Origin of the sequence: Variovorax paradoxus, assembly GCF_009498455.1 — a bacterium.
Taxonomy (GTDB): Bacteria; Pseudomonadota; Gammaproteobacteria; order Burkholderiales; family Burkholderiaceae_C; genus Variovorax; species Variovorax paradoxus_H.
The window spans coordinates 4,706,034-4,723,545 of sequence record NZ_CP045644.1 but is presented as its reverse complement, the minus strand read 5'-3'; the positions used below and the strand labels follow the sequence as shown (position 1 = coordinate 4,723,545).

Genomic DNA, 17,512 nt, shown 5'->3' with positions numbered 1-17,512 from the left:
GGCGGGCTCACGCGGCCCGGTCTGCGGCGGCGCCATGCTTCTCCACCATCTTGCGCAGGGTCGAGGGGATCACGCCTCCGGCCTCGAGCAGTTCCACCTCCAGCTGCGTCTCCACGGCGGCCGTGGCGCCGAAGCGCTCCACCCGGCCATCGACGCGGTGCAGGGCGACATCGACGAGCCCGCGCGGACGGATGTTGCCAAGCCGGGCATCGATTTCGATGCGATCGCCAGCCGCCAGGGCGAGCGTGGCCGGCGTCATGCCCGCTGGCATGCGCAGCGGCAGCACGCCCATACCGATGAGGTTCGAACGGTGGATGCGCTCGAAGCTGTTCGCGAGCACCGCGCGGATGCCCAGCAAGCGCTGGCCCTTGGCAGCCCAGTCGCGCGACGAACCGGTGCCATAGCGCTCCCCGGCCACCAGCACGACCGAGTCGCCCGATGCGCGGTAGCGCTGTGCAGCTTCCCAGAGCGGCATCACCTCGCCGCTGGGCACGTGCAGCGTATGGGCCACGGGGCCGCCGGGCGCCAGCAGGTTCTTCAGCGTCTTGCTGTGGAAGGCGGCGCGCACCATCACCTCCCAATTGCCACGGCGCGAGGCAAAGACGTTCAGGTCATCGCGATCGTCGCCGCGCGCCACGAGGAAATCGGCGACGAGGCTGTCCTTGGGAATCGCGCTGGCCGGCGAAATGTGGTCGGTCGTGACGTCGTCGCCCACCACAAGCAGCGGAAACGCGCTGTAGTGCCCGAGCATGCTGCCCTCCGAGAGGGCGGCGAACGGCGGCCGGCGCAGCGCGGTCGAGCCAGGGTTCCAGGGGTACAGCTCGGACCCGGGTGCGGCGAGTTCATGCCAGAGCGGATTGGCAGTGGCAATCGCAAACGCACACGGGTAGTCCGATGGGTCCTGCGACTGCGTGAGCGCGGCATCGATCTCCTCGCGCGAAGGCCAGAGGTCTTGCAGGTAGATCTTCTTGCCGCTGGCATTCACCTGCACCGGGTCCACGCGCAGGTCGCGCTCGGCGTCTCCCGCCAGGCCGAAAGCGATGACCAGCGGAGGCGACATGAGAAAGCCGAGATCGAGATCGGGGTGCACGCGCCCCGGAAAATTACGGTTGCCGGAGAGCACGGCGACGGGATGAACGGCCCCCCTGGCCGCCGCCTCCTGAATGACCTCTGGCAGTTGGCCGGAATTGCCGATGCATGTCGTGCAGCCGTAGCCGACGATGTCGAAACCGACGGCCGACAGATCTGCAATGAGGCCGGCGCGCTCCAGGTAGGCCGCCGCAGCGGGCGATCCCGGGCCGAGCGAAGTCTTGACCCAGGCGGGCACCCGCAGTCCCAGTGCCCTTGCCTTGCGGGCGACCAAGCCCGCCGCGATCAACAGGCGCGGGTCCGAGGTGTTGGTGCAACTCGTGATGGCCGCGATGGCCACTGGATAGCGCGGCATCTGCGGGTCGGCGACCTTGGGCTGGAAGCCGAGCGAAGCCAGCGCCGATGCGCTGTCGCCGAAGCCCAGCAGATCCTGCGGACGACGCGGACCCGCAATGTGCATTTCAATCGCATCGAGTTCGATGTGAATGGCTCGCGTGTAGGTCGGCTCCGCAGCCGGATCGAACCAGAGGCCCGTCGCGCGGTTGAATGCTTCGACGCGTTCGATATGGGCAGTGGTCCGCCCCGTCTGCCGCAGGTAGTCGAGCGTGTGTCCGTCGACCGGAAAGAAGCCCGTGGTCGCGCCGTACTCCGGCGCCATGTTGGCCACCACGCTGCGCTCGCCCGCAGTGAGCGTCGAAACGCCGGGGCCGAAGAACTCGACGAACTCGCCGGACACGCCGATGGCCCGCAGGCGCTGCGTCACCGTCAGCGCCAGGTCGGTTGCCAGCACGCCGGGCCGCAGCGCGCCCGTGAGCCGCACGCCGATCACGTCGGGAATGCGCAGCATCGTCGGCATGCCGAACATCACGGTCTGCGCCTCGAGCCCGCCGACGCCCCAGCCCAGGACACCGATGCCATTGACCATGGGCGTGTGGCTGTCGGTGCCGATCATCATGTCGGGCACCAGCCAGCGCGCGCCGTCGCCCTCCTCCACCGCGACCACGGTGGCCAGCTGCTCCAGGTTGATGGTGTGCATGATGCCCGTGCCGGGCGGGTGAATGCGCACGCCCCTGAGCACTTTCGAAGCCCAGCGCAGGAACGAATAGCGCTCCGCATTGCGGCGAATCTCGAAAGCCATGTTGAGTTCGGGCGCGTCCTTGCGCGCGAAGGCCTCCACGGCCAGCGAGTGGTCCACCGACACGTCCACCGGCAGGCTCGCGTTCAGCACCGACGGGTCCACGCCGGCCTCGGCCAGCGTGCTGCGCATGGCGGCAAGGTCTACCAGCGCCGGCGTGCTCGTGGTGTCGTGCATGAGCACGCGCCCCGGCTGAAAGGCGATCTCCGCCTCGCTGGTCCCCGTGTCGGTCCATGCGAGAAGCGCCGCCAGCGCGGATTCCTTCTCAGCGCCCTGCATGTTGCGCGCGACGTTCTCCAACAGAAGCCGCAGGACCACGGGCAGGCGGTCCAGCTTGTCTTTGCACCGCGCCGGCAGATCGACGGCGAGGTACTCCTGCCCGGCCACGACAAGCCGCATGCAGGACGTCTCAGTGTTTTCCATGAGCCAATTTTGCATTTGTTGTTTATAAAATGCAATTCAGTGCAAACCCGCAGCCTTCCTTCTTCCTCCATCCAGAGACCCTCCATGTACGCCTACGTCGGCAGCCGCACCACCCGGGAGCGCAATGCGCGGGGCGACGGCATCAGCATCTTCAGGGTCGATGCCGCGCATGGAACGCTGGAGCTGGTCGACATCGCTGGAGACCTGGTCAACCCTTCCTTTCTTGCGCTGAACGCCACCGGCGAGTTCCTTTACGCGGTGCATGGCGACGAGAGCGAAGTCAGCGCCTTCAGGGTCGACCGTGGTACGGGCCTCCTCACCTTCATCAACCGCCAAAGCACGCAAGGCAAGAACCCGGTGCACCTGGCACTGGACCCGACTGGCCGCTTCATGGTGGTGTCCAACCACATTGGCGCCAGCCTGGCGGTGCTGCCCGTGAACGCCGATGGTTCCCTGGGTGAACTGACGCAACTCCTGACGCTGGAAGGCCCGGTGGGACCGCACCGCGTGGAGCAGAAGCAGGCCAAGCCGCACTTCAATCCCTTCGACCCGACCGGCCGTTTCGTCGTCGTGCCCGACAAGGGGTTGGACCGAGTCTTCAGCTTCCGGTTTGAAGGCGGCCGCCTGGCGCCGGCGCCGGTGCCGTTCATCGCCACGCGCGAGACCGCGGGGCCGCGCCATCTCGCGTTTCACCCAGGCGCGCCGCTCGCCTATGTGGTTAACGAACTCGACTCGACTGTGACGGCTTACCGCGTCATGCCCGACACCGGGGCACTCTCGCCGTTCCAGGTGCTCTCCGCGCTGCCGGAGAGCTTCACCGGCAACAGCCGCGCTTCGGAAATCCAGATCGATGCGAAGGGACGCTTTCTGTATGCCTCCAACCGAGGCAGCGACAGCATCGCGGTGTTCAGTGTCGCCCCCGCCACCGGCGCGCTGAAGTTCATCGAAGCCGTGCCCGCGCAGGGCAAGACGCCGCGTTTCTTCGCGCTCACGCCTGACGGCCGGTTCATGTTCGTGCTCAACGAGGACAGCGACTCCATCGTGACGCTGACCGTCGACCCTGCGGCCGGAACGCTCGAGCCCACCGGTGCCTCGGTCAGGTCAGGCAGCCCGGTCTGCATGGTCTTCTCCGCATGAACCGCCGCCAGCCCAAAGCACCTCTTCGACACCAAGGAACCCAGATGCAATCGATTCAACGCCGGGCACTGCTGTGCGCCACCGTGGCCTTCATCGCGCTCCCGCTGTCCGCGTTCGCGCAGGACTACCCCACGCGGCCCGTCACCATCGTGGTTCCCTTCTCTGCCGGCGGCGGCGTGGATGCGATGGCGCGCCTGCTGGCAGAGAAGCTGCGCGTGTCGCTCAAACAATCGGTGGTCGTGGACAACAGGCCTGGCGCCAGCGGCATGCTCGGCGCCGCCTTCGTGGCAAAGGCCGCGCCCGACGGCTACACGCTGCTGTTGGGTTCGGCCGGCGAGACCGCCATCAATCCGCTGGTCTACAAGGCAAAGATGCAGTATTCGCCGGAGAAAGACCTGGCGCCGATCACTGCCGTCACGCGGGTGCCGAATGTACTGGTCGCGAATCCATCGTTTCCGGCAAAGGATCTGCCCGAGCTCGTGGCCTACGCAAAGAAGAACCCGGGCAAGGTGACCTATGCCACGAGCGGCGTCGGCAACCCGCAGCATCTGAACGGCGAGTTGCTCCAGTCGCTGGCGGGCATCCAGATGCAGCACGTGCCGTACAAGGGCGCCTCGAACCAACTGGTCGACGTGGCGTCGGGCAATGTCGACATCACCTTCGTGAGCCTGGCCGGGGCAACGCCGTTCATCAAGGGCGGCCGGGTCAAGGCACTGGCGGTGACCTCGACCAAGCGCGCGGGCTTTGCACCGGACATCCCGGCAATTGCCGAGTTCACCCCCACGGCCTCGTACGACCTGGACAACTGGTTCGGTCTCTTTGCACCCGCAAAAACGCCGCCCGCCGTGCAGGCAAAGCTCAACGAGGCAGTCACCGCAGCGCTGCGTGACCCCGAGTTGGTCAAGCGATTGCGTGAGCAAGGCGGCGAGCCCCTGCCGCTCTCGCAAACCCAGTTCCGCGATTTCATCAAGACCGAATCGGTCAAGTACGGGCGCATCGTCGACAGCGCAAGGATCGTCGCGGAATAGCCCCTTACCAAATCTACAGGAGACCTTCATGAAACTCTCGTCCACATCGAATCGCCGCGCCCTACTCGCCGCCTCCATGGCCATGCTGTTCGGACTTGCTGCAGCACCCGCCGTGGCGCAGGCGCCGCTCGATCTCAAGATCATTGCGCCGGCAGGCCCCGGCGGTGGCTGGGACAGTGCCTCGCGCTCGTTGCAGCAGGTGCTCACCGCCACGGGCGCGGCAAAGAACGTGCAGGTCGTCAACGTGCCGGGCGCGGGCGGGACGGTCGGCCTGGCTCAGTTCGTGAACAACGCAAAGGGCGATGGCAACCAGCTGATGGTGATGGGCATCACGATGGTGGGTGCCGTGCTCACCAACAAGGCGCCGGTCGGCCTGGATGCCGTCACGCCAATCGCCCGCATGACCGGCGACCCGCTGGTGGTGGTGGTGCCTGCGAATTCACCGCACAAGACGCTGAAGGATCTTGCAGCCGCCGTGAAGGCGGACACCTCCAAGGTCGTCTGGGCCGGCGGCTCGGCTGGCGGCGCGGACCACATCCTGGCCGGGCTCATCGCCAAGCAGGCCGGTGGCGATGCGGCAAAGCTGAACTACGTGCCCTTCTCGGGCGGCGGCGAAGCACTGGCCGAAATGCTGGGCGGCCGCGTGACCGCGGGCGTGTCGGGCTACAACGAGTTCGAAAGCCAGATCAAGGCCGGCAAGCTGCGCGCGCTCGGCGTGTCGACGGCCAAGCGGATCGAAGGCGTCGACGTGCCCACGCTCAAGGAGCAAGGCATCGACGTCGAACTCGTGAACTGGCGCGGCGTGGTCGCGGGTCCGGCGATCAGCGCGTCGCAGAAGGCCGCGCTGGTGACGGCCGTCAACAAGGCGCTCAAGTCGCCCGAATGGGCGAAGATTTCGAAGGCCCGCGGCTGGGACGACGCCTATCTCGACGCCGACGCCTTCGCAGCGTTCCTGAAGTCCGATCAGCAGCGCGTGAAGGAAGTGCTGAGCTCCATCGGCCTCGTGAAATGAGCGATTCGGAAACCAAAGGCCCAGGCTGGCACGCGACGGCCACGGTAGGCGCCGTGCTGTTCGGGCTGGCCGCGGTCATCGGCTACGACGTGACGCTGATGGCGCCCGCGCAGGCGGTAGGCGTCGGGCCGACGGCCGCGATGCGCATCGTGGCGCTGTTGCTGGTTGTGCTCGGGCTCGCGCACGTCGCCAAGGCTTTGCGCATGCGCGCTGCGCTGCACGGCAAGACGTCGGAGCTCGGCGCCGTGCTCACCAACCGTGCGGCGCTGGGCTGGGTGCTGGGCGGGCTCATCGGAATGATCCTGATCCTGCAGCTCGGCGGCGGATTCGTCATCGGCTCCACCTGGCTCTTTGTTTCGACCGCGCGGGCCTTCGGCCAGCCCATTCGCATCAAGTCACCCGCCATCGGCTTTCTGCTCGCGGCCATCGTCTTTGCCTTCTTCACCAGGGCCTTGTCCCTGTCGTTGCCGGCCGGACCGCTCGAGCGCCTGTTTCTCGGCTGAAGGGTCGACATGGAAGTTTTCACGCTCCTGGGCCAAGGCCTCTTGGTGGCCATCCAGCCCGGCAACCTGCTCTTCGCCGGCATCGGCGTGCTGCTGGGCACGCTGGTTGGCATCCTCCCTGGGATCAGCCCGTCGCTGACGGTAGCCTTGCTGCTGCCCATTACCTTCAAGCTGGATCCGACGGGCTCCATCATCATGTTTGCCGGCATCTATTTCGGCGGTATGTACGGCAGCTCGACGACTGCGATCCTGCTCAACACGCCGGGCGAGGCGGCCTCGATTGCCACTGCCATCGAAGGGCACCGAATGGCGAAGGCCGGGCGCGGCGGGCCTGCGCTCGCCACGGCGGCCATCGGCTCTTTTGTCGCAGGGCTGATCGCGACGATCGGCATCTCGGTGCTCGCGCCGTGGCTTGTCGACTTCGCAGTGCAGTTCGGTCCGTGGGACTACTTCGCGCTCATGGTGCTGGCCTTTGTCACCGTGTCGGCCACCTTCGGCGACTCGGTGCTGCGCGGGATCACGAGCCTTGCGCTGGGCCTGGTGCTCGGCCTCGTCGGCATCGACAAGCTCACGGGACAGTCGCGCCTGGCGTTCGGCGTCCCTGCCCTGTTGGACGGCGTGTCCATCACGACACTGGCCGTCGGCTTGTTCGCGATGGGCGAGACGCTTTACATTGCCTCGCGCTTCACCGGCGTGCAGGAAAAGATCGAGGCCGTGCGCGGTTCGCTCTGGATGACGAAGGAAGACTGGCAGCGCTCATGGAAGCCATGGCTGCGTGGCATCGGGTTGGGTTTTCCGATCGGCGCCCTGCCTGCGGGCGGCGCCGAAGTGCCGACGCTGCTGTCGTACACGCTCGAGCGCAAGCTCGCGGTGAAGCCCGAAGAATTCGGCAAGGGCGCGATCGAAGGCGTGGCGGGTCCCGAGGCGGCCAACAACGCGGCCGCCACCGGGACACTGGTGCCGCTGCTGGCGCTGGGCCTTCCCACATCGGCCACTGCCGCGATGATGCTTGCGGGCTTTCAGCAATACGGGCTGGTACCGGGCCCGCTGCTGTTCGTGACCAACGCCGATCTGGTCTGGGGGCTGATTGCGAGCTTCCTCATCGGCAACCTGATGCTGCTGGTACTGAACCTGCCGCTTGTCGGCCTGTGGGTGCGCCTGCTGAAGGTGCCACAACCGTGGCTGTATGCGGGCATCCTCGTGTTCGCAGTGATGGGCACGTTGGCAGCCAACCCGTCCACGGTGGAACTGGTGATGCTCGTGACCTTCGGGATCTGCGGCTATCTCATGCGTTGCTGGGACTACCCGGTGGCACCGATGATCGTCGGACTCATCCTCGGACCGATGGCGGAGAGCCAGTTTCGGCGCGCACTGCAGATCAGCCTGGGCGACGGGCTGGTGTTCTTCAAGCATGCGGGCTCGGCCACGCTGCTGGGGCTGGCGTTGTTCGCGCTGGTTGCGCCGCTGATCTTCAAGGAACTTAAGCGATTCAAGGGCGACGATGCTTGAGACGCAGTGGCGCGTCTCTCCTTGAGCTTCCAGGCGCGGAAGATCGGCGTTGGTGATCAAGGACGATCGGGCCTGATGTCCGGTGCGGGAGTCGAGGACACCCCTGCGCCTTGGCGGCGCCCGCTTGCGCAGCCATCGGCCTTGGAGTCCGGTCGCGCCTGCAGACGCTCCCAGCAAGCCGCCACCGACGATTTGGCTTCCCGGGGTCCAAGGGGGAGACCTCACGCGCTGTTTACCCTATTGGACCCGTTTCGCGGCCGGCAAGATCTGCGTGCAGAAGCACGAGCCGAGCGCAAGGCGTTTCTGCTGCAAAGGAGAAAGGGAGGAAATTGAAGGATATCGGCCCAGCACCCACCTTGGTTAGAGTGGAGTGCACGAATGTTCGCCATGTGCTGAACGCCCTCTCCAATTTCGCACGCCCCCGCTCCGGTACGCCTCGCACCCCTACAGCGAGTCGGTCTCATCAGACATCCCTGGCAACCTATGGACGTCCCGCAACGGCATTGGCGCGCTGCGGAAAAACCGAAAGGCATTGCCCGTGCGAGCCGCAACCAACCGTGAGTCGAGCGCGTGCGCCGCCGCCGACCTAACCGCTCAACGAGCCCTGCAGGCGGCTCGTCTGCTGCAGGAGGCGCTCATGCTCCTTTGCCCCGACTCAACGCTGCCGCTGGCGCAGACGATCAGGCATTGCCCACGACAGGCTTCTGAGACTGCCTGAAGTCGAGCGCCTCACCGGCCTGCGCAGGTCAGCCATCTACGAACAAATGCGCAGGGGCATCTTTCCGCGATCGGTGAAGGCCGGTCGCTGAAATCCCCGCTGTGCTTGAGTCCGTCGTATTGCTTGACTGCAGTGGTGTTGACCAGGTGCACGGTGAAGCCAGCGGCTTGAAGCCCGTCGACCAGCCAGTACCAGTTGTAGGTGGATTCCACCGCCACGCCGCGCAGGGCTCCCGCGTACGCCCGAAGCGCCGAGACGATCGTGCCGAGATCGTTCGGTAAACGCTTGGCGTAAACCGTTCGATCTTGCTCGTCGAGCACGGTCAAAACGCTGTTGTTGGAATGCAAATCAATCGCCGCATACAGTTCCATGTCGGTCTCCTTCGTGGGCGTCATCGGTTGAATCGCAATCCAAACGATAGGCCTGTGAACGGAGGCCGACCTCGCAGGCTAGATGATTATCAATTTTCGGTGGCAATCAACACTCTTGTTCGTCAACATTTGAGGTTTGGATGACGTTTTGAGCTTGCTGCCCTCATTGCTTTCTTTCGGCATGTCCCATTTTCCATTTCCCGCGACGGCCACTCGTGTCTCGCTGGTCGCTCAACCGCGAAACCACTGCGTCGCAACTGAGGTGTTGGCATCGGGCTCTAGCAGTATGGCTGCTTGGAGAGCGCCATTGTCATTCCGTCTTCGGTTTCGCTGCCTTGGCGCTTAGCGCCTTGAACCCCCTGTCTCGCGCGATGAACGCAGCGAGCATGTGGGGGATCAATGCCACGGCCTCTACCGGCCCATGCAGCCGACTGTGCAACTCCGCATAAGCATCAAGCTGCACCTTCAGTTCCACTGGCACTGTGATCGTCAGCTTCACGCTCTCAGCTCGTGGCAGCGCGCCCAGGCTCAATCGACTCACCGCTTTGCTCATTGCGAACTCCCGCGCTTGAAGAACAGCGGCTGGTACGGCCGCAGGATGAGGTCCTTGCTCACCGTCACCCGCATCGGAAACCCGGGCCGGATCGTCAGCGTCGGCTGAATGCTCGCATTGCGCTTGGTGATTTCCTGCCCGACCTGGTTCACGGTGTCCTGCGCCCCCTCGCGCACGGCGATCACGAGGCGGTTGCCGTCCTGGTCCGTCCGGTTCTGCGGCGCCGCCAACTCAGCCCCCACGCCGAGCAGTGTCGACAGCGCCGCGCCCGCCAGGATACGATTCCAATGCCAGTCGATTCCGTCCTCCAGCCCCGCATAGCCCGCTGGATCGATCCCCGGCAACCGATCCAGCGCCACGGACGACGTGTCCGGCAGGATCAGCCGTATCCACACCAGAAGCACACGTCTCTGGCCGAAGGCCACCTGGCTGTCGTAGCGCCCGATGAGCCGCGAACCTTGCGGGATCAGCAGATGGCGCCCCGTGGCTGTGTCGTAGACAGCCTCGGTCACCGTGGCGATCACCTGCCCCGGCAGGTCGGAGTTGATGCCGGTCACCAGCGCCGCCGGAATGATGGTTCCCGCCATCACCTGGTATGGCGAAGCCGGCAGTTGCAGGTTGCCCGGATTGCGCGTAGTCGAGTCACCGGCGTTCGCAAGAAACGCTTCCTTGCGGTCCTGGCGGTTCTGCGCCATCACAGGATCAGCCGGCGAATCCACGGCAGGGTTCATCGCGCCCAACGGATTGAACGGCTGCTGACCCGCCGTCAGTCCAGACGCATCGGTAGCAGTCGTGGACATAGCGTTCTCGGCAACAGCCCCTCGCTTCGCCGCAGCACCGTCACCGCTGCGCCGGAAGAACACCGACGACCGCGCCGCCTCCTCGTCTGCCAACCGCTCGGCCTGCACCGGATCGACGCCATGGCCCGCCCTCGCCTCTATCGGCTGCTGTGCCTTCGCCATGGCCGACCCGAGGTCTCCCGGCAATGGCGGCCCCAGCACCGGTGGCGCCGGCTTCGGCGCCGGCGGCATTCCGGCATAGTCCTTCGGCAGTTGCTCCAGCCCGTCCGCCCGGGCCACACGGTCCACGTTGTACAGCTCGGCGGCCGGGTTGCGCTCGCGCTTCTGCGACTGCAGCGACCACATCGTGCCACCCAGCACGGCGGCGGCCAGGGTGCCGGCACCGACCGCCAGCATGCGGCGGTTGAGCCGCACGATCGGCCGGGGCTGTGCGCGCAGTGCCACGGTCTCTGGCGCGACCTTGGGTGTGATCTGGGGTGCCGGTGGTGGCACCGTGTCTTCTCCACTCATGACCCATCGCTCCGTGCACCCTGTACGCTGCCGATCGCGCCATCCGTGCGCTCGATCCGCACCACCTCGGCCTTGCCGCCCTTGAAGCCGCCCAGCCGCAGCTCCGCCGCGCCGAACAGCCGGTCCACCACGTAGTACGGCGAGCGGAAGCGGTAGTTCACGAGTTGCCCGTCGCCCTGCGACCCGATCACGAACAGCGGTGGCAGCTCGACCTGTGCGATGCCGCCCGGAAACTGGATGTAGACCTTCTGCCCGTCGTCGAAGGCGCGCAGCGGCTTCCAGGACGGCGCATCGCCGCTGATCGCATAGCGGAACCGGATCTGTTCCACCGACAGACCCGCATCCACCGGCGCCGCAGCCTGCGCCTCCCTCGCCTGCTTCTGCAGCGCCAGTATCCGCTCCTTCGGATAGTCCCAGGACACCGACGCCATCCAGGCCTGTGGCGTCGAGGACAGCTCCAGCAGGTAGGTGCGCCGGTTCGTCGTGATGACCAGGTTGGTCTTCAGCCCCACGCGCGTGGGTTTCACGAGCACATGGACACGCTGGCTCGCACCGCTGCCGCTGACCGTGTCGCCCACGATCCAGCGCACCGTGTCGCCGGCCGAGACCGCCACCAGCTCCTCGCCCTCCTGCAGCGCGATCACCGACACGCGACCCGGGCTCGTGTAGGCCTGGTACAGCGCGCCGTCGGCATACGGCCAGACCTGGATCGCGTTGACGTAGCCTTCGCGCGTCGGCGCAACGCGGGCCTCTTCGTTGGCCCGAGAAACACGGACTTTCTCGTCGACGGGTTCCGGCGCCGACTTGGCTTCCTGCGCGTTCGGCAGCGCCTTCATCTGGCCGGGCAGCGGCAAGGGCTTCGGCACCTCCACCACCTCGACGGGAGGCGCCGGTTCGGGCAGCGGCTGCGCGGCGGCGGCCACCGGCTCGTCCAGCGGGATCACCGGCGGCGGCTTGCCCTGCGTGGCACAGCCGGCAAGGACGGCTGCCCCCATCAGGATCGGTGCAAATGCGTGTTCACGGAAATCCGTCTTCATGGTTTGGCTCCTTTGGCTGTCTCTGTCGCATCGAGCTCGCGGCTCCAGGACAGACCGTTGATGTAGATGCCCAGCGGGTTCCTGCGCAGCCGCTCCTCGGTGCGCGGCGCCTGCAGCACGATCGCGAGCACCGCGGTCCAGCGCTCCAGGCCGGCCGCCTCGCCGTTGACATAACGCCGCTCCGTCCAGCGCACCTGGAATGACGAATCGCTTGCGCGCACCACGCTGTTGATCTGCACCGCCACCGAGCTCTCCCCGATGCGCGAGAACGGATCGTTGGCACGCGCGTAATCGTTCAGCGTCGCGGCGCCGCGGTCCGTCGTGTACTCGTAGGCCTCGAGCCAGTTCTGCCGCACCACGATCGGGTCGATCGACAGCGAGCGCACGTCGGTGATGAAGCGCGCCAGGTGGTGCGCGATCTGCGCGTCGCTGGGCTTGTAGGGCGTGGCGGCCTCGCCCACGGCACGCACCTGGCCCGCGCTGTCGACCTCGACGACATAGGGCGTCACGATGGACCGCGCCGAGCGCCAGACCAGCCCACCGGCCATCAGCAAAGCCAGCGAGAGGCAGCCAAAGGCCATCAACCGCCAGTTCTTCGCCTGCACGCGCGCGCTGCCGATGCGCTGGTCCCAGACCTGCGCCGCAGCTTGATACGGGGTGACGGGCTCGGGCGTGTCCGAGTACCGCACCTGAGGTCGCTTGAATCGCATGGATGGTTCTCCTCAAGAAGCCGGATCAGCCGTTGGACTCGTCACGCAGGGTCGGGCCCGTGCCGCTGCCGCCGTGGTCGCCCGAGCGCAGCACGTGCGCCGTGGTCGAGGCCGCATGGCTCAGCTGCTGCTTGCGGCGCATCTGCCGGGCCCATGCCGGTTCGGGAGGTGGTCCACCGGCCTCGTCCGCGCCGGAGGATCCCGCATGCGCCGTTGTCATAGGCGCCGCGGCATCGGCCACGAAGTTCGCCACGCGATCCTTCACGGCCTTGGCACCGGACGCGACGCGCTGGCCGACGGCGCCGGCACCGGTTTGCGCGAGATGGGCGAGACCGGCGCCGGCCGCGCGGGCACCGCCACCGCTGGATGCCACGACACCCGCCTGGTAGGCCGACTTCGCACCGCTCGCCACGCCGCTGGCCGAACGCGCGGCCGCCGCGCCGCCGCCGATCGCCGCGCGCGCTGCGGCGGGCGCTATGCGCGCGCCCGCGGCCACGGCGGAACCCGCACTCGCCACGGCCGCGCCACCAGCGACCGCCAGGCCCGCCGCACCCAGGGCGGTGCCCGCCGCCGCGCCGGCACCGAGCTGCGGCGCGCCGGACACGAGCCCCGTCGCGATCCCCGGTCCGAAGATCCCCAGGCCCAGCATCGCGAGTGCCGCCAGCATGACGGTCAGCGCATGGTCGATGGACGGCTCGACCCCGGGCGGCGTGCGGAACTCCGCGAAAAGGCCGGTCCCGATCCCCACGATCACAGCCAGCACCAGCACCTTGATGCCCGAGGACACGACGTTGCCCAGCACCTTCTCGGCGAGGAACGCGGTCTTGTTCCACAGCGCGAAGGGAACCAGCACGAAGCCCGCGAGCGTCGTCAGCTTGAACTCGATCAGGGTGACGAACAGCTGCACCGCGAGCACGAAGAAGCTCACGATCAGCACCAGCCAGGCCAGAAACAGCACGGCGATGGTGTCCAGATGCGCGAAGGTTTCGGGGAAGCCCGTCATCTCGCCGATCTGCTCAATGATCGGCCGGCCCGCCTCGATGCCGACCTGCGCGAGCCGGCCGGGCTGCAGGAACTGCGCCTGTGTCAACCCAGAGCCCGAGGCCACCAGGCCGAGCCCCGCGAACGAACGGAACAGGACACCGGCCAGCTGATTGAAGTGGCCGATGATGAAAGCGAACGCCCCCACGTAAAGCACCTTGCGGATCAGCCGCGCAATCACGTCGTCGCCCTGCCCCGCCGCATGGCCCATGGCCCAGAACAGTCCGGCCAGCGTCATGTCGATCACGACCAGCGTGGCCGTGAGGAACGCCACCTCACCATGCAGCAGCCCGAACCCCGAGTCGATGTAGCGCGAGAAGACGTCGAGGAAGCGATCGATGACCGCGACATCGTTCATCGCGTCAGTCCTTGGCGCCCGTGCCGATCGGCGATGAGGCGGCCGGCGGCAGGACCGGGTCGCTCGCATACGGCGATGGGCCGCCGCTCATGAAGCGCTGGCGCGTGGCCTCGGCCACTGCCTGGCACTGCGCGTCGCCCATCTGGGCATGGTCGGCCTTGCACTGCGCGCGCAGATCCTTCAGCCGCTCGGGATTCGCGACCAGCGACTCGATGGACTCGATCGCGGGCTGGGTCGGCTCGGACTTGCCGCAGCCGGCGAGCATCAGGGCGACAGTGGCAACGATGATGAAAAGGCTCTTCATGGACGTCCCCTCAGCTGCCATAGAAATTCACGCTGTAGGGCGTGTACGGCGTGCCGCTGCCCATGAAGCGCCGGCGCACCTCGCGCGCACGCTCCTGCACCGCCACCTGCCGCGCCTGCTCCAGCGCCGCGGCGCGGTCCTGCGTGATCTGCAGCTGCTGCGCCTGGATCGCCTGGCGTGACTGCAGCGCCAGCAGCTGGTTGGTTGCCTGCATCGCTTGCAAAGCGCCCGCGGCCGACTGGCTGCGGTTCACCAGATCCGTGAGCGCCCGTTCGTCAGAGGTGAAGTTCTGCATCGCCTGCGACTGCACCTGGGTCGCGGTGCGCAGGGCTTCCAGCGAATTGCGCCAGCGCTGGCGCGCATCGCCGGCCATCTGCGCACCGGACATCGCCGCCGAAAACGATTCCGGATAGAGCCGCCTGAACTCGTCCTCCATGCGCGAGACGTTGAACGCGAGCCCCTGCGCCTGCTGGATCAGCTGATTGGTCGCTGCCAGCGTCGACTTGAGCTCGGACAGCGCACTGAAGTCCAGGCCCTGAAGGTTCCTCGCCTGGTTGCGCAGCATCTGCGCCTCGTTCTGCAATTGTTCGACCTGGTTGTTGATCTGCTCCAGCGCCCGGGCCGCCGTCAGCATGTTCTGGATGAAATTGGACGCATCGAACACGGTGTCGCCGACGCCGAAGATGGCATGCGCCGGTGGGGCCACACCGAAGGCGATCGCACTGACTGCGACCAGCGCGGCGATCCGGGGCTTGAAGGAAGACGGGAGGTTCATGGCATTGGCTCCTGCGGGGTTGAGGGAGAGGACAAAGTTGGAAACGACGGAATGAGGTCGGCCGCCCAGCCGAGCCCGCGGTGGCGCAGCCAGGCGGCCGCGAAGGCCGAAGGCATGCGAGCGAACGGCGACGCCCCGACCGAGGCCCGCACGCGATCGATCTCGCGTTGGTCCTCGGGCGAGGCTGCGCCGGCAAACGCCAGTGCCACCGGACCGAGACCGAGCTCGAAGACCCGGTTGCCCAGACGCGACTGGTAGTAGTAGTCGCGCTTGGGCTGCGCCGTCGCGACGATCTCGATCTGCCGGCGGTTCAGCCCGAAGCCCTCGTAGATCACTCGGATCTGAGGCTCAGTGGCCTGCGGGTTGGGCAGGAAGATGCGGCTCGCGCAGCTCTCCACGATGGCCGGCGCGATGCTGGAGTTCTGGATGTCGGCCAGGCTCTGCGTGGCGAAGATCACCGAGACGTTCTTCTTGCGCAGCGTCTTGAGCCATTGGCGGATGCGTGCGGCGAACACCGGGTCATCGAGGAACAGCCAGGCCTCGTCGAGGATCAGCAGCGTCGGTGCACCGTCAAAACGCTCGTCGAAACGCGCGAACAGGTAGCCCAGCACGGCCAGCACGGCCGCCTTGCTGTGCATCAGTTCCTCCATCTCGAAACACTGGATGGAGGAGGCTCCCAGCCGATCCCGGTCCGCGTCCAGCAGCCGACCGTGCGCACCGCCGAGCACATAGGGCGCCAGCGCCTGGCGCAGGGCATTCGACTGCAACAGCACTGCCAGGCCTGTCATCGTGCGCTGCTCAGGCGGCGCGGTGGCGAGGCTGGCCAGTGCCGACCACACCATCTCCCGCTCGGCCGGCCCGACCTCGAGGCCTTCCTGGCGAAGCCGTCCTTCCACCCATTCGGCCGCCCACGCGCGGTAGCCGCCCTGGTCGATGCGCGCGAGCGGCTGGAAGGCAATGGCGCCGTCCGTACCGAGGTCGTAGTGCTCGCCTCCGAGCCCGAGGATCGTGGCCCGCAACGAGCGCCCCATGTCGAACGCGAGGATCCGCGATCCGGCGTAGCGGCGAAACTGCAGCGCGAGGGTGGCGAGCAGCACCGACTTGCCCATGCCGGTCGGTCCGACCACGAGCGTGTGCCCGACGTCGCCGATGTGCGTGACCAGCCGGAACGGCGTGGCGCCGTCGGTGCGCGTCACGATCAGCGGCGGGCCGTCCAGATGCGCATTCCTCTCCGGTCCCGCCCACACGGCCGACACTGGCATCATGTGCGCAAGGTTCAAGGTCGAGACGATCGGCTGGCGCACGTTCGCATAGGCGTGGCCCGGGATCGACGACAACCAAGCCTCGACGGCGTTGAGGGTCTCCGGGATCGTCACGAAACCGCGGCCCTGGATCGCGCGCTCGACCGCGCGCAGCTTCCCGTCGGCAACGGTGGCGTCGGCATCGAGCACGGTCACGGTGGCCGTCACATGGCCGAAGGCCACCTGGTCGCTCCCGAGTTCCTGCAGCGCCGCGTCGGCATCCCCCGCCTTGTTCGAGGCGTCCGAGTCGACCAGCGCGCTTTCCTGCTGGAAGATGGTCTCGCGCAGCAGCGCCACGATGTTCTTGCGCTTGGCGAACCACTGGCGGCGCAGGCGCACGAGCTCCTTCTCCGCCTCGGCCTTGTCCAGGCAGAGGAAGCGCGTGCTCCAGCGGTAGGCGAAGCCCAGCCGGTTCAGGTCGTCGAGCAGCCCCGGCCAGGTCGCGGTCGGGAAGCCGCGCACCGTCAGCACGCGCAGGTGCCGGCTTCCGAGCATCGGCGCCAGCCCGCCCGTCAGCGGCTCGTCGGCCAGCAGCGCATCGAGGTGCATCGCCACCTCGGGCACCGCGACCGCATGCCGGCGCGTGGACACGCAGCCATGCAGGTGGGTCAAGGTCTGCGCATCGTCGAGCCACTCGACCTCCGGCATCACGCCTTCGAGCAGGCCGAGGAAGCGCTCGGTCTCGGATACGAAGGTCTCCAGCCGTCCCTTCCAATCCGACCCGTCCGACGCACTCGATCCATCCTGGACGTCGGTCCCAGCGCGCTCATAGAGCAGCCCCGCGGCGCGCGCCTTCGACTCCTCCGGCGGCAGGTACAGCAAGGTCAGGTGATAGCGGCTCTCGAAGTGGCTGGCGTCCGCTTCGAACGCGGCGCGGCGTTCCTCGTCGACCAGCCAGGACAGCGCCTCGGGGAACGACGACTCGGGATAGCCGGCCGCCTCGCGACGCTCGGCCGCCACGAACAGCGCCCAGCCTGAACCCAGTCGGCGCAGCGCGTTGTTGAGCCGCGCCGAAGTGGCGACGAGTTCGCCCTGCGTCGCGCTGTCCAGGTCCGGCCCGCGGAACCGCGCCGTGCGCTGGAACGCGCCGTCCTTGTTCAGCACGACCCCGGGCGCGACCAGCCCGGCCCAGGGCAGCCAGTCGGCCAGCAGCGCCGGGCGCTTGCGATACTCGGCGAGATTCAGCATGGTGTCCTCA

Annotated in this window: 15 protein-coding genes and 1 pseudogene; 6 read left to right on the top strand and 10 right to left on the bottom strand. The window is 67.1% G+C overall.

Annotation, left to right across the window (positions count from 1 at the left end):
* Positions 1-7: 7 nt before the first annotated feature.
* The gene (gene acnA, locus GFK26_RS21795; RefSeq protein ID WP_153283830.1) at positions 8-2,647 is read right to left on the bottom strand and encodes an aconitate hydratase AcnA; all 2,640 of its coding nucleotides are present in this window, start codon (positions 2,645-2,647) and stop codon (positions 8-10) included.
* 84 nt (positions 2,648-2,731) lie between these two features.
* Between acnA and GFK26_RS21790 the strand changes: the two genes are divergently transcribed.
* The 6 genes and pseudogenes from GFK26_RS21790 to GFK26_RS34720 form a co-directional block, all read left to right on the top strand.
* Positions 2,732-3,784, top strand: a complete 1,053-nt coding sequence (locus tag GFK26_RS21790) for a lactonase family protein (RefSeq protein WP_153283829.1) — start codon at positions 2,732-2,734, stop codon at positions 3,782-3,784.
* A gap of 44 nt (positions 3,785-3,828) precedes the next feature.
* Positions 3,829-4,812 carry a Bug family tripartite tricarboxylate transporter substrate binding protein gene (locus tag GFK26_RS21785; RefSeq protein ID WP_153283828.1) on the top strand — a complete coding sequence of 328 codons (984 nt, stop codon included), beginning with the start codon at positions 3,829-3,831 and terminating at the stop codon, positions 4,810-4,812.
* Between the two features lie 28 nt (positions 4,813-4,840).
* Complete coding sequence (locus GFK26_RS21780; RefSeq protein WP_153283827.1) at positions 4,841-5,824, top strand: Bug family tripartite tricarboxylate transporter substrate binding protein; 984 nt, start codon at positions 4,841-4,843, stop codon at positions 5,822-5,824.
* A complete protein-coding gene (locus GFK26_RS21775; RefSeq protein WP_153283826.1) occupies positions 5,821-6,327 on the top strand; it encodes a tripartite tricarboxylate transporter TctB family protein in 507 nt (168 codons plus the stop codon). The genes GFK26_RS21780 and GFK26_RS21775 overlap by 4 nt, the downstream gene beginning before the upstream one ends.
* Positions 6,328-6,336: 9 nt before the next feature.
* Positions 6,337-7,836 carry a tripartite tricarboxylate transporter permease gene (locus GFK26_RS21770; protein WP_153283825.1) on the top strand — a complete coding sequence of 500 codons (1,500 nt, stop codon included), beginning with the start codon at positions 6,337-6,339 and terminating at the stop codon, positions 7,834-7,836.
* 686 nt (positions 7,837-8,522) lie between these two features.
* A pseudogene (locus tag GFK26_RS34720) lies at positions 8,523-8,588 on the top strand (hypothetical protein); the annotation flags it as partial.
* On the opposite strand, the gene GFK26_RS34335 reads toward GFK26_RS34720, so the two are convergent.
* From GFK26_RS34335 to trbE, 9 genes are all read right to left on the bottom strand, one after another.
* Complete coding sequence (locus tag GFK26_RS34335) at positions 8,566-8,925, bottom strand: IS110 family transposase (RefSeq protein WP_228121738.1); 360 nt, start codon at positions 8,923-8,925, stop codon at positions 8,566-8,568. The pseudogene GFK26_RS34720 and the gene GFK26_RS34335 overlap by 23 nt on opposite strands.
* 310 nt (positions 8,926-9,235) lie before the next feature.
* Positions 9,236-9,478 (bottom strand): DUF2274 domain-containing protein, encoded by a 243-nt coding sequence (locus GFK26_RS21755; protein ID WP_153283823.1) that lies wholly within the window; start codon positions 9,476-9,478, stop codon positions 9,236-9,238.
* Positions 9,475-10,788 carry a TrbI/VirB10 family protein gene (locus tag GFK26_RS21750; RefSeq protein WP_153283822.1) on the bottom strand — a complete coding sequence of 438 codons (1,314 nt, stop codon included), beginning with the start codon at positions 10,786-10,788 and terminating at the stop codon, positions 9,475-9,477. Before GFK26_RS21750 ends, GFK26_RS21755 begins: the two co-directional genes overlap by 4 nt.
* Positions 10,785-11,825, bottom strand: a complete 1,041-nt coding sequence (gene trbG, locus GFK26_RS21745) for a P-type conjugative transfer protein TrbG (protein WP_153283821.1) — start codon at positions 11,823-11,825, stop codon at positions 10,785-10,787. The genes GFK26_RS21750 and trbG overlap by 4 nt, the downstream gene beginning before the upstream one ends.
* The gene (trbF, locus tag GFK26_RS21740; protein ID WP_153283820.1) at positions 11,822-12,535 is read right to left on the bottom strand and encodes a conjugal transfer protein TrbF; all 714 of its coding nucleotides are present in this window, start codon (positions 12,533-12,535) and stop codon (positions 11,822-11,824) included. The genes trbG and trbF overlap by 4 nt, the downstream gene beginning before the upstream one ends.
* 25 nt (positions 12,536-12,560) lie before the next feature.
* Positions 12,561-13,934: a P-type conjugative transfer protein TrbL gene (gene trbL / locus GFK26_RS21735; RefSeq protein WP_153283819.1), complete on the bottom strand. Its 1,374-nt coding sequence runs from the start codon at positions 13,932-13,934 to the stop codon at positions 12,561-12,563.
* 4 nt (positions 13,935-13,938) lie between these two features.
* Positions 13,939-14,238: an EexN family lipoprotein gene (locus tag GFK26_RS21730; RefSeq protein WP_153283818.1), complete on the bottom strand. Its 300-nt coding sequence runs from the start codon at positions 14,236-14,238 to the stop codon at positions 13,939-13,941.
* Between the two features lie 10 nt (positions 14,239-14,248).
* The gene (gene trbJ / locus GFK26_RS21725; protein WP_153283817.1) at positions 14,249-15,013 is read right to left on the bottom strand and encodes a P-type conjugative transfer protein TrbJ; all 765 of its coding nucleotides are present in this window, start codon (positions 15,011-15,013) and stop codon (positions 14,249-14,251) included.
* Positions 15,010-17,502, bottom strand: coding sequence for a conjugal transfer protein TrbE (gene trbE / locus GFK26_RS21720; protein ID WP_153283816.1), 2,493 nt, complete (start codon positions 17,500-17,502; stop codon positions 15,010-15,012). The genes trbJ and trbE overlap by 4 nt, the downstream gene beginning before the upstream one ends.
* Positions 17,503-17,512 lie beyond the last annotated feature (10 nt).

What these genes read in the sequence shown, in the direction of transcription:
- trbF (WP_153283820.1), bottom strand. Translation starts at nt 12,535, where the DNA reads ATGCGATTCAAGCGACCTCAGGTGCGGTACTCGGACACGCCCGAGCCC.
- GFK26_RS21755 (WP_153283823.1), bottom strand. Translation starts at nt 9,478, where the DNA reads ATGAGCAAAGCGGTGAGTCGATTGAGCCTGGGCGCGCTGCCACGAGCT.
- GFK26_RS21730 (WP_153283818.1), bottom strand. Translation starts at nt 14,238, where the DNA reads ATGAAGAGCCTTTTCATCATCGTTGCCACTGTCGCCCTGATGCTCGCC.
- trbE (WP_153283816.1), bottom strand. Translation starts at nt 17,502, where the DNA reads ATGCTGAATCTCGCCGAGTATCGCAAGCGCCCGGCGCTGCTGGCCGAC.
- GFK26_RS21775 (WP_153283826.1), top strand. Translation starts at nt 5,821, where the DNA reads ATGAGCGATTCGGAAACCAAAGGCCCAGGCTGGCACGCGACGGCCACG.
- GFK26_RS21790 (WP_153283829.1), top strand. Translation starts at nt 2,732, where the DNA reads ATGTACGCCTACGTCGGCAGCCGCACCACCCGGGAGCGCAATGCGCGG.
- trbJ (WP_153283817.1), bottom strand. Translation starts at nt 15,013, where the DNA reads ATGAACCTCCCGTCTTCCTTCAAGCCCCGGATCGCCGCGCTGGTCGCA.
- trbG (WP_153283821.1), bottom strand. Translation starts at nt 11,825, where the DNA reads ATGAAGACGGATTTCCGTGAACACGCATTTGCACCGATCCTGATGGGG.
- GFK26_RS21770 (WP_153283825.1), top strand. Translation starts at nt 6,337, where the DNA reads ATGGAAGTTTTCACGCTCCTGGGCCAAGGCCTCTTGGTGGCCATCCAG.
- GFK26_RS34335 (WP_228121738.1), bottom strand. Translation starts at nt 8,925, where the DNA reads ATGGAACTGTATGCGGCGATTGATTTGCATTCCAACAACAGCGTTTTG.
- acnA (WP_153283830.1), bottom strand. Translation starts at nt 2,647, where the DNA reads ATGGAAAACACTGAGACGTCCTGCATGCGGCTTGTCGTGGCCGGGCAG.
- GFK26_RS21750 (WP_153283822.1), bottom strand. Translation starts at nt 10,788, where the DNA reads ATGAGTGGAGAAGACACGGTGCCACCACCGGCACCCCAGATCACACCC.
- trbL (WP_153283819.1), bottom strand. Translation starts at nt 13,934, where the DNA reads ATGAACGATGTCGCGGTCATCGATCGCTTCCTCGACGTCTTCTCGCGC.
- GFK26_RS21780 (WP_153283827.1), top strand. Translation starts at nt 4,841, where the DNA reads ATGAAACTCTCGTCCACATCGAATCGCCGCGCCCTACTCGCCGCCTCC.
- GFK26_RS21785 (WP_153283828.1), top strand. Translation starts at nt 3,829, where the DNA reads ATGCAATCGATTCAACGCCGGGCACTGCTGTGCGCCACCGTGGCCTTC.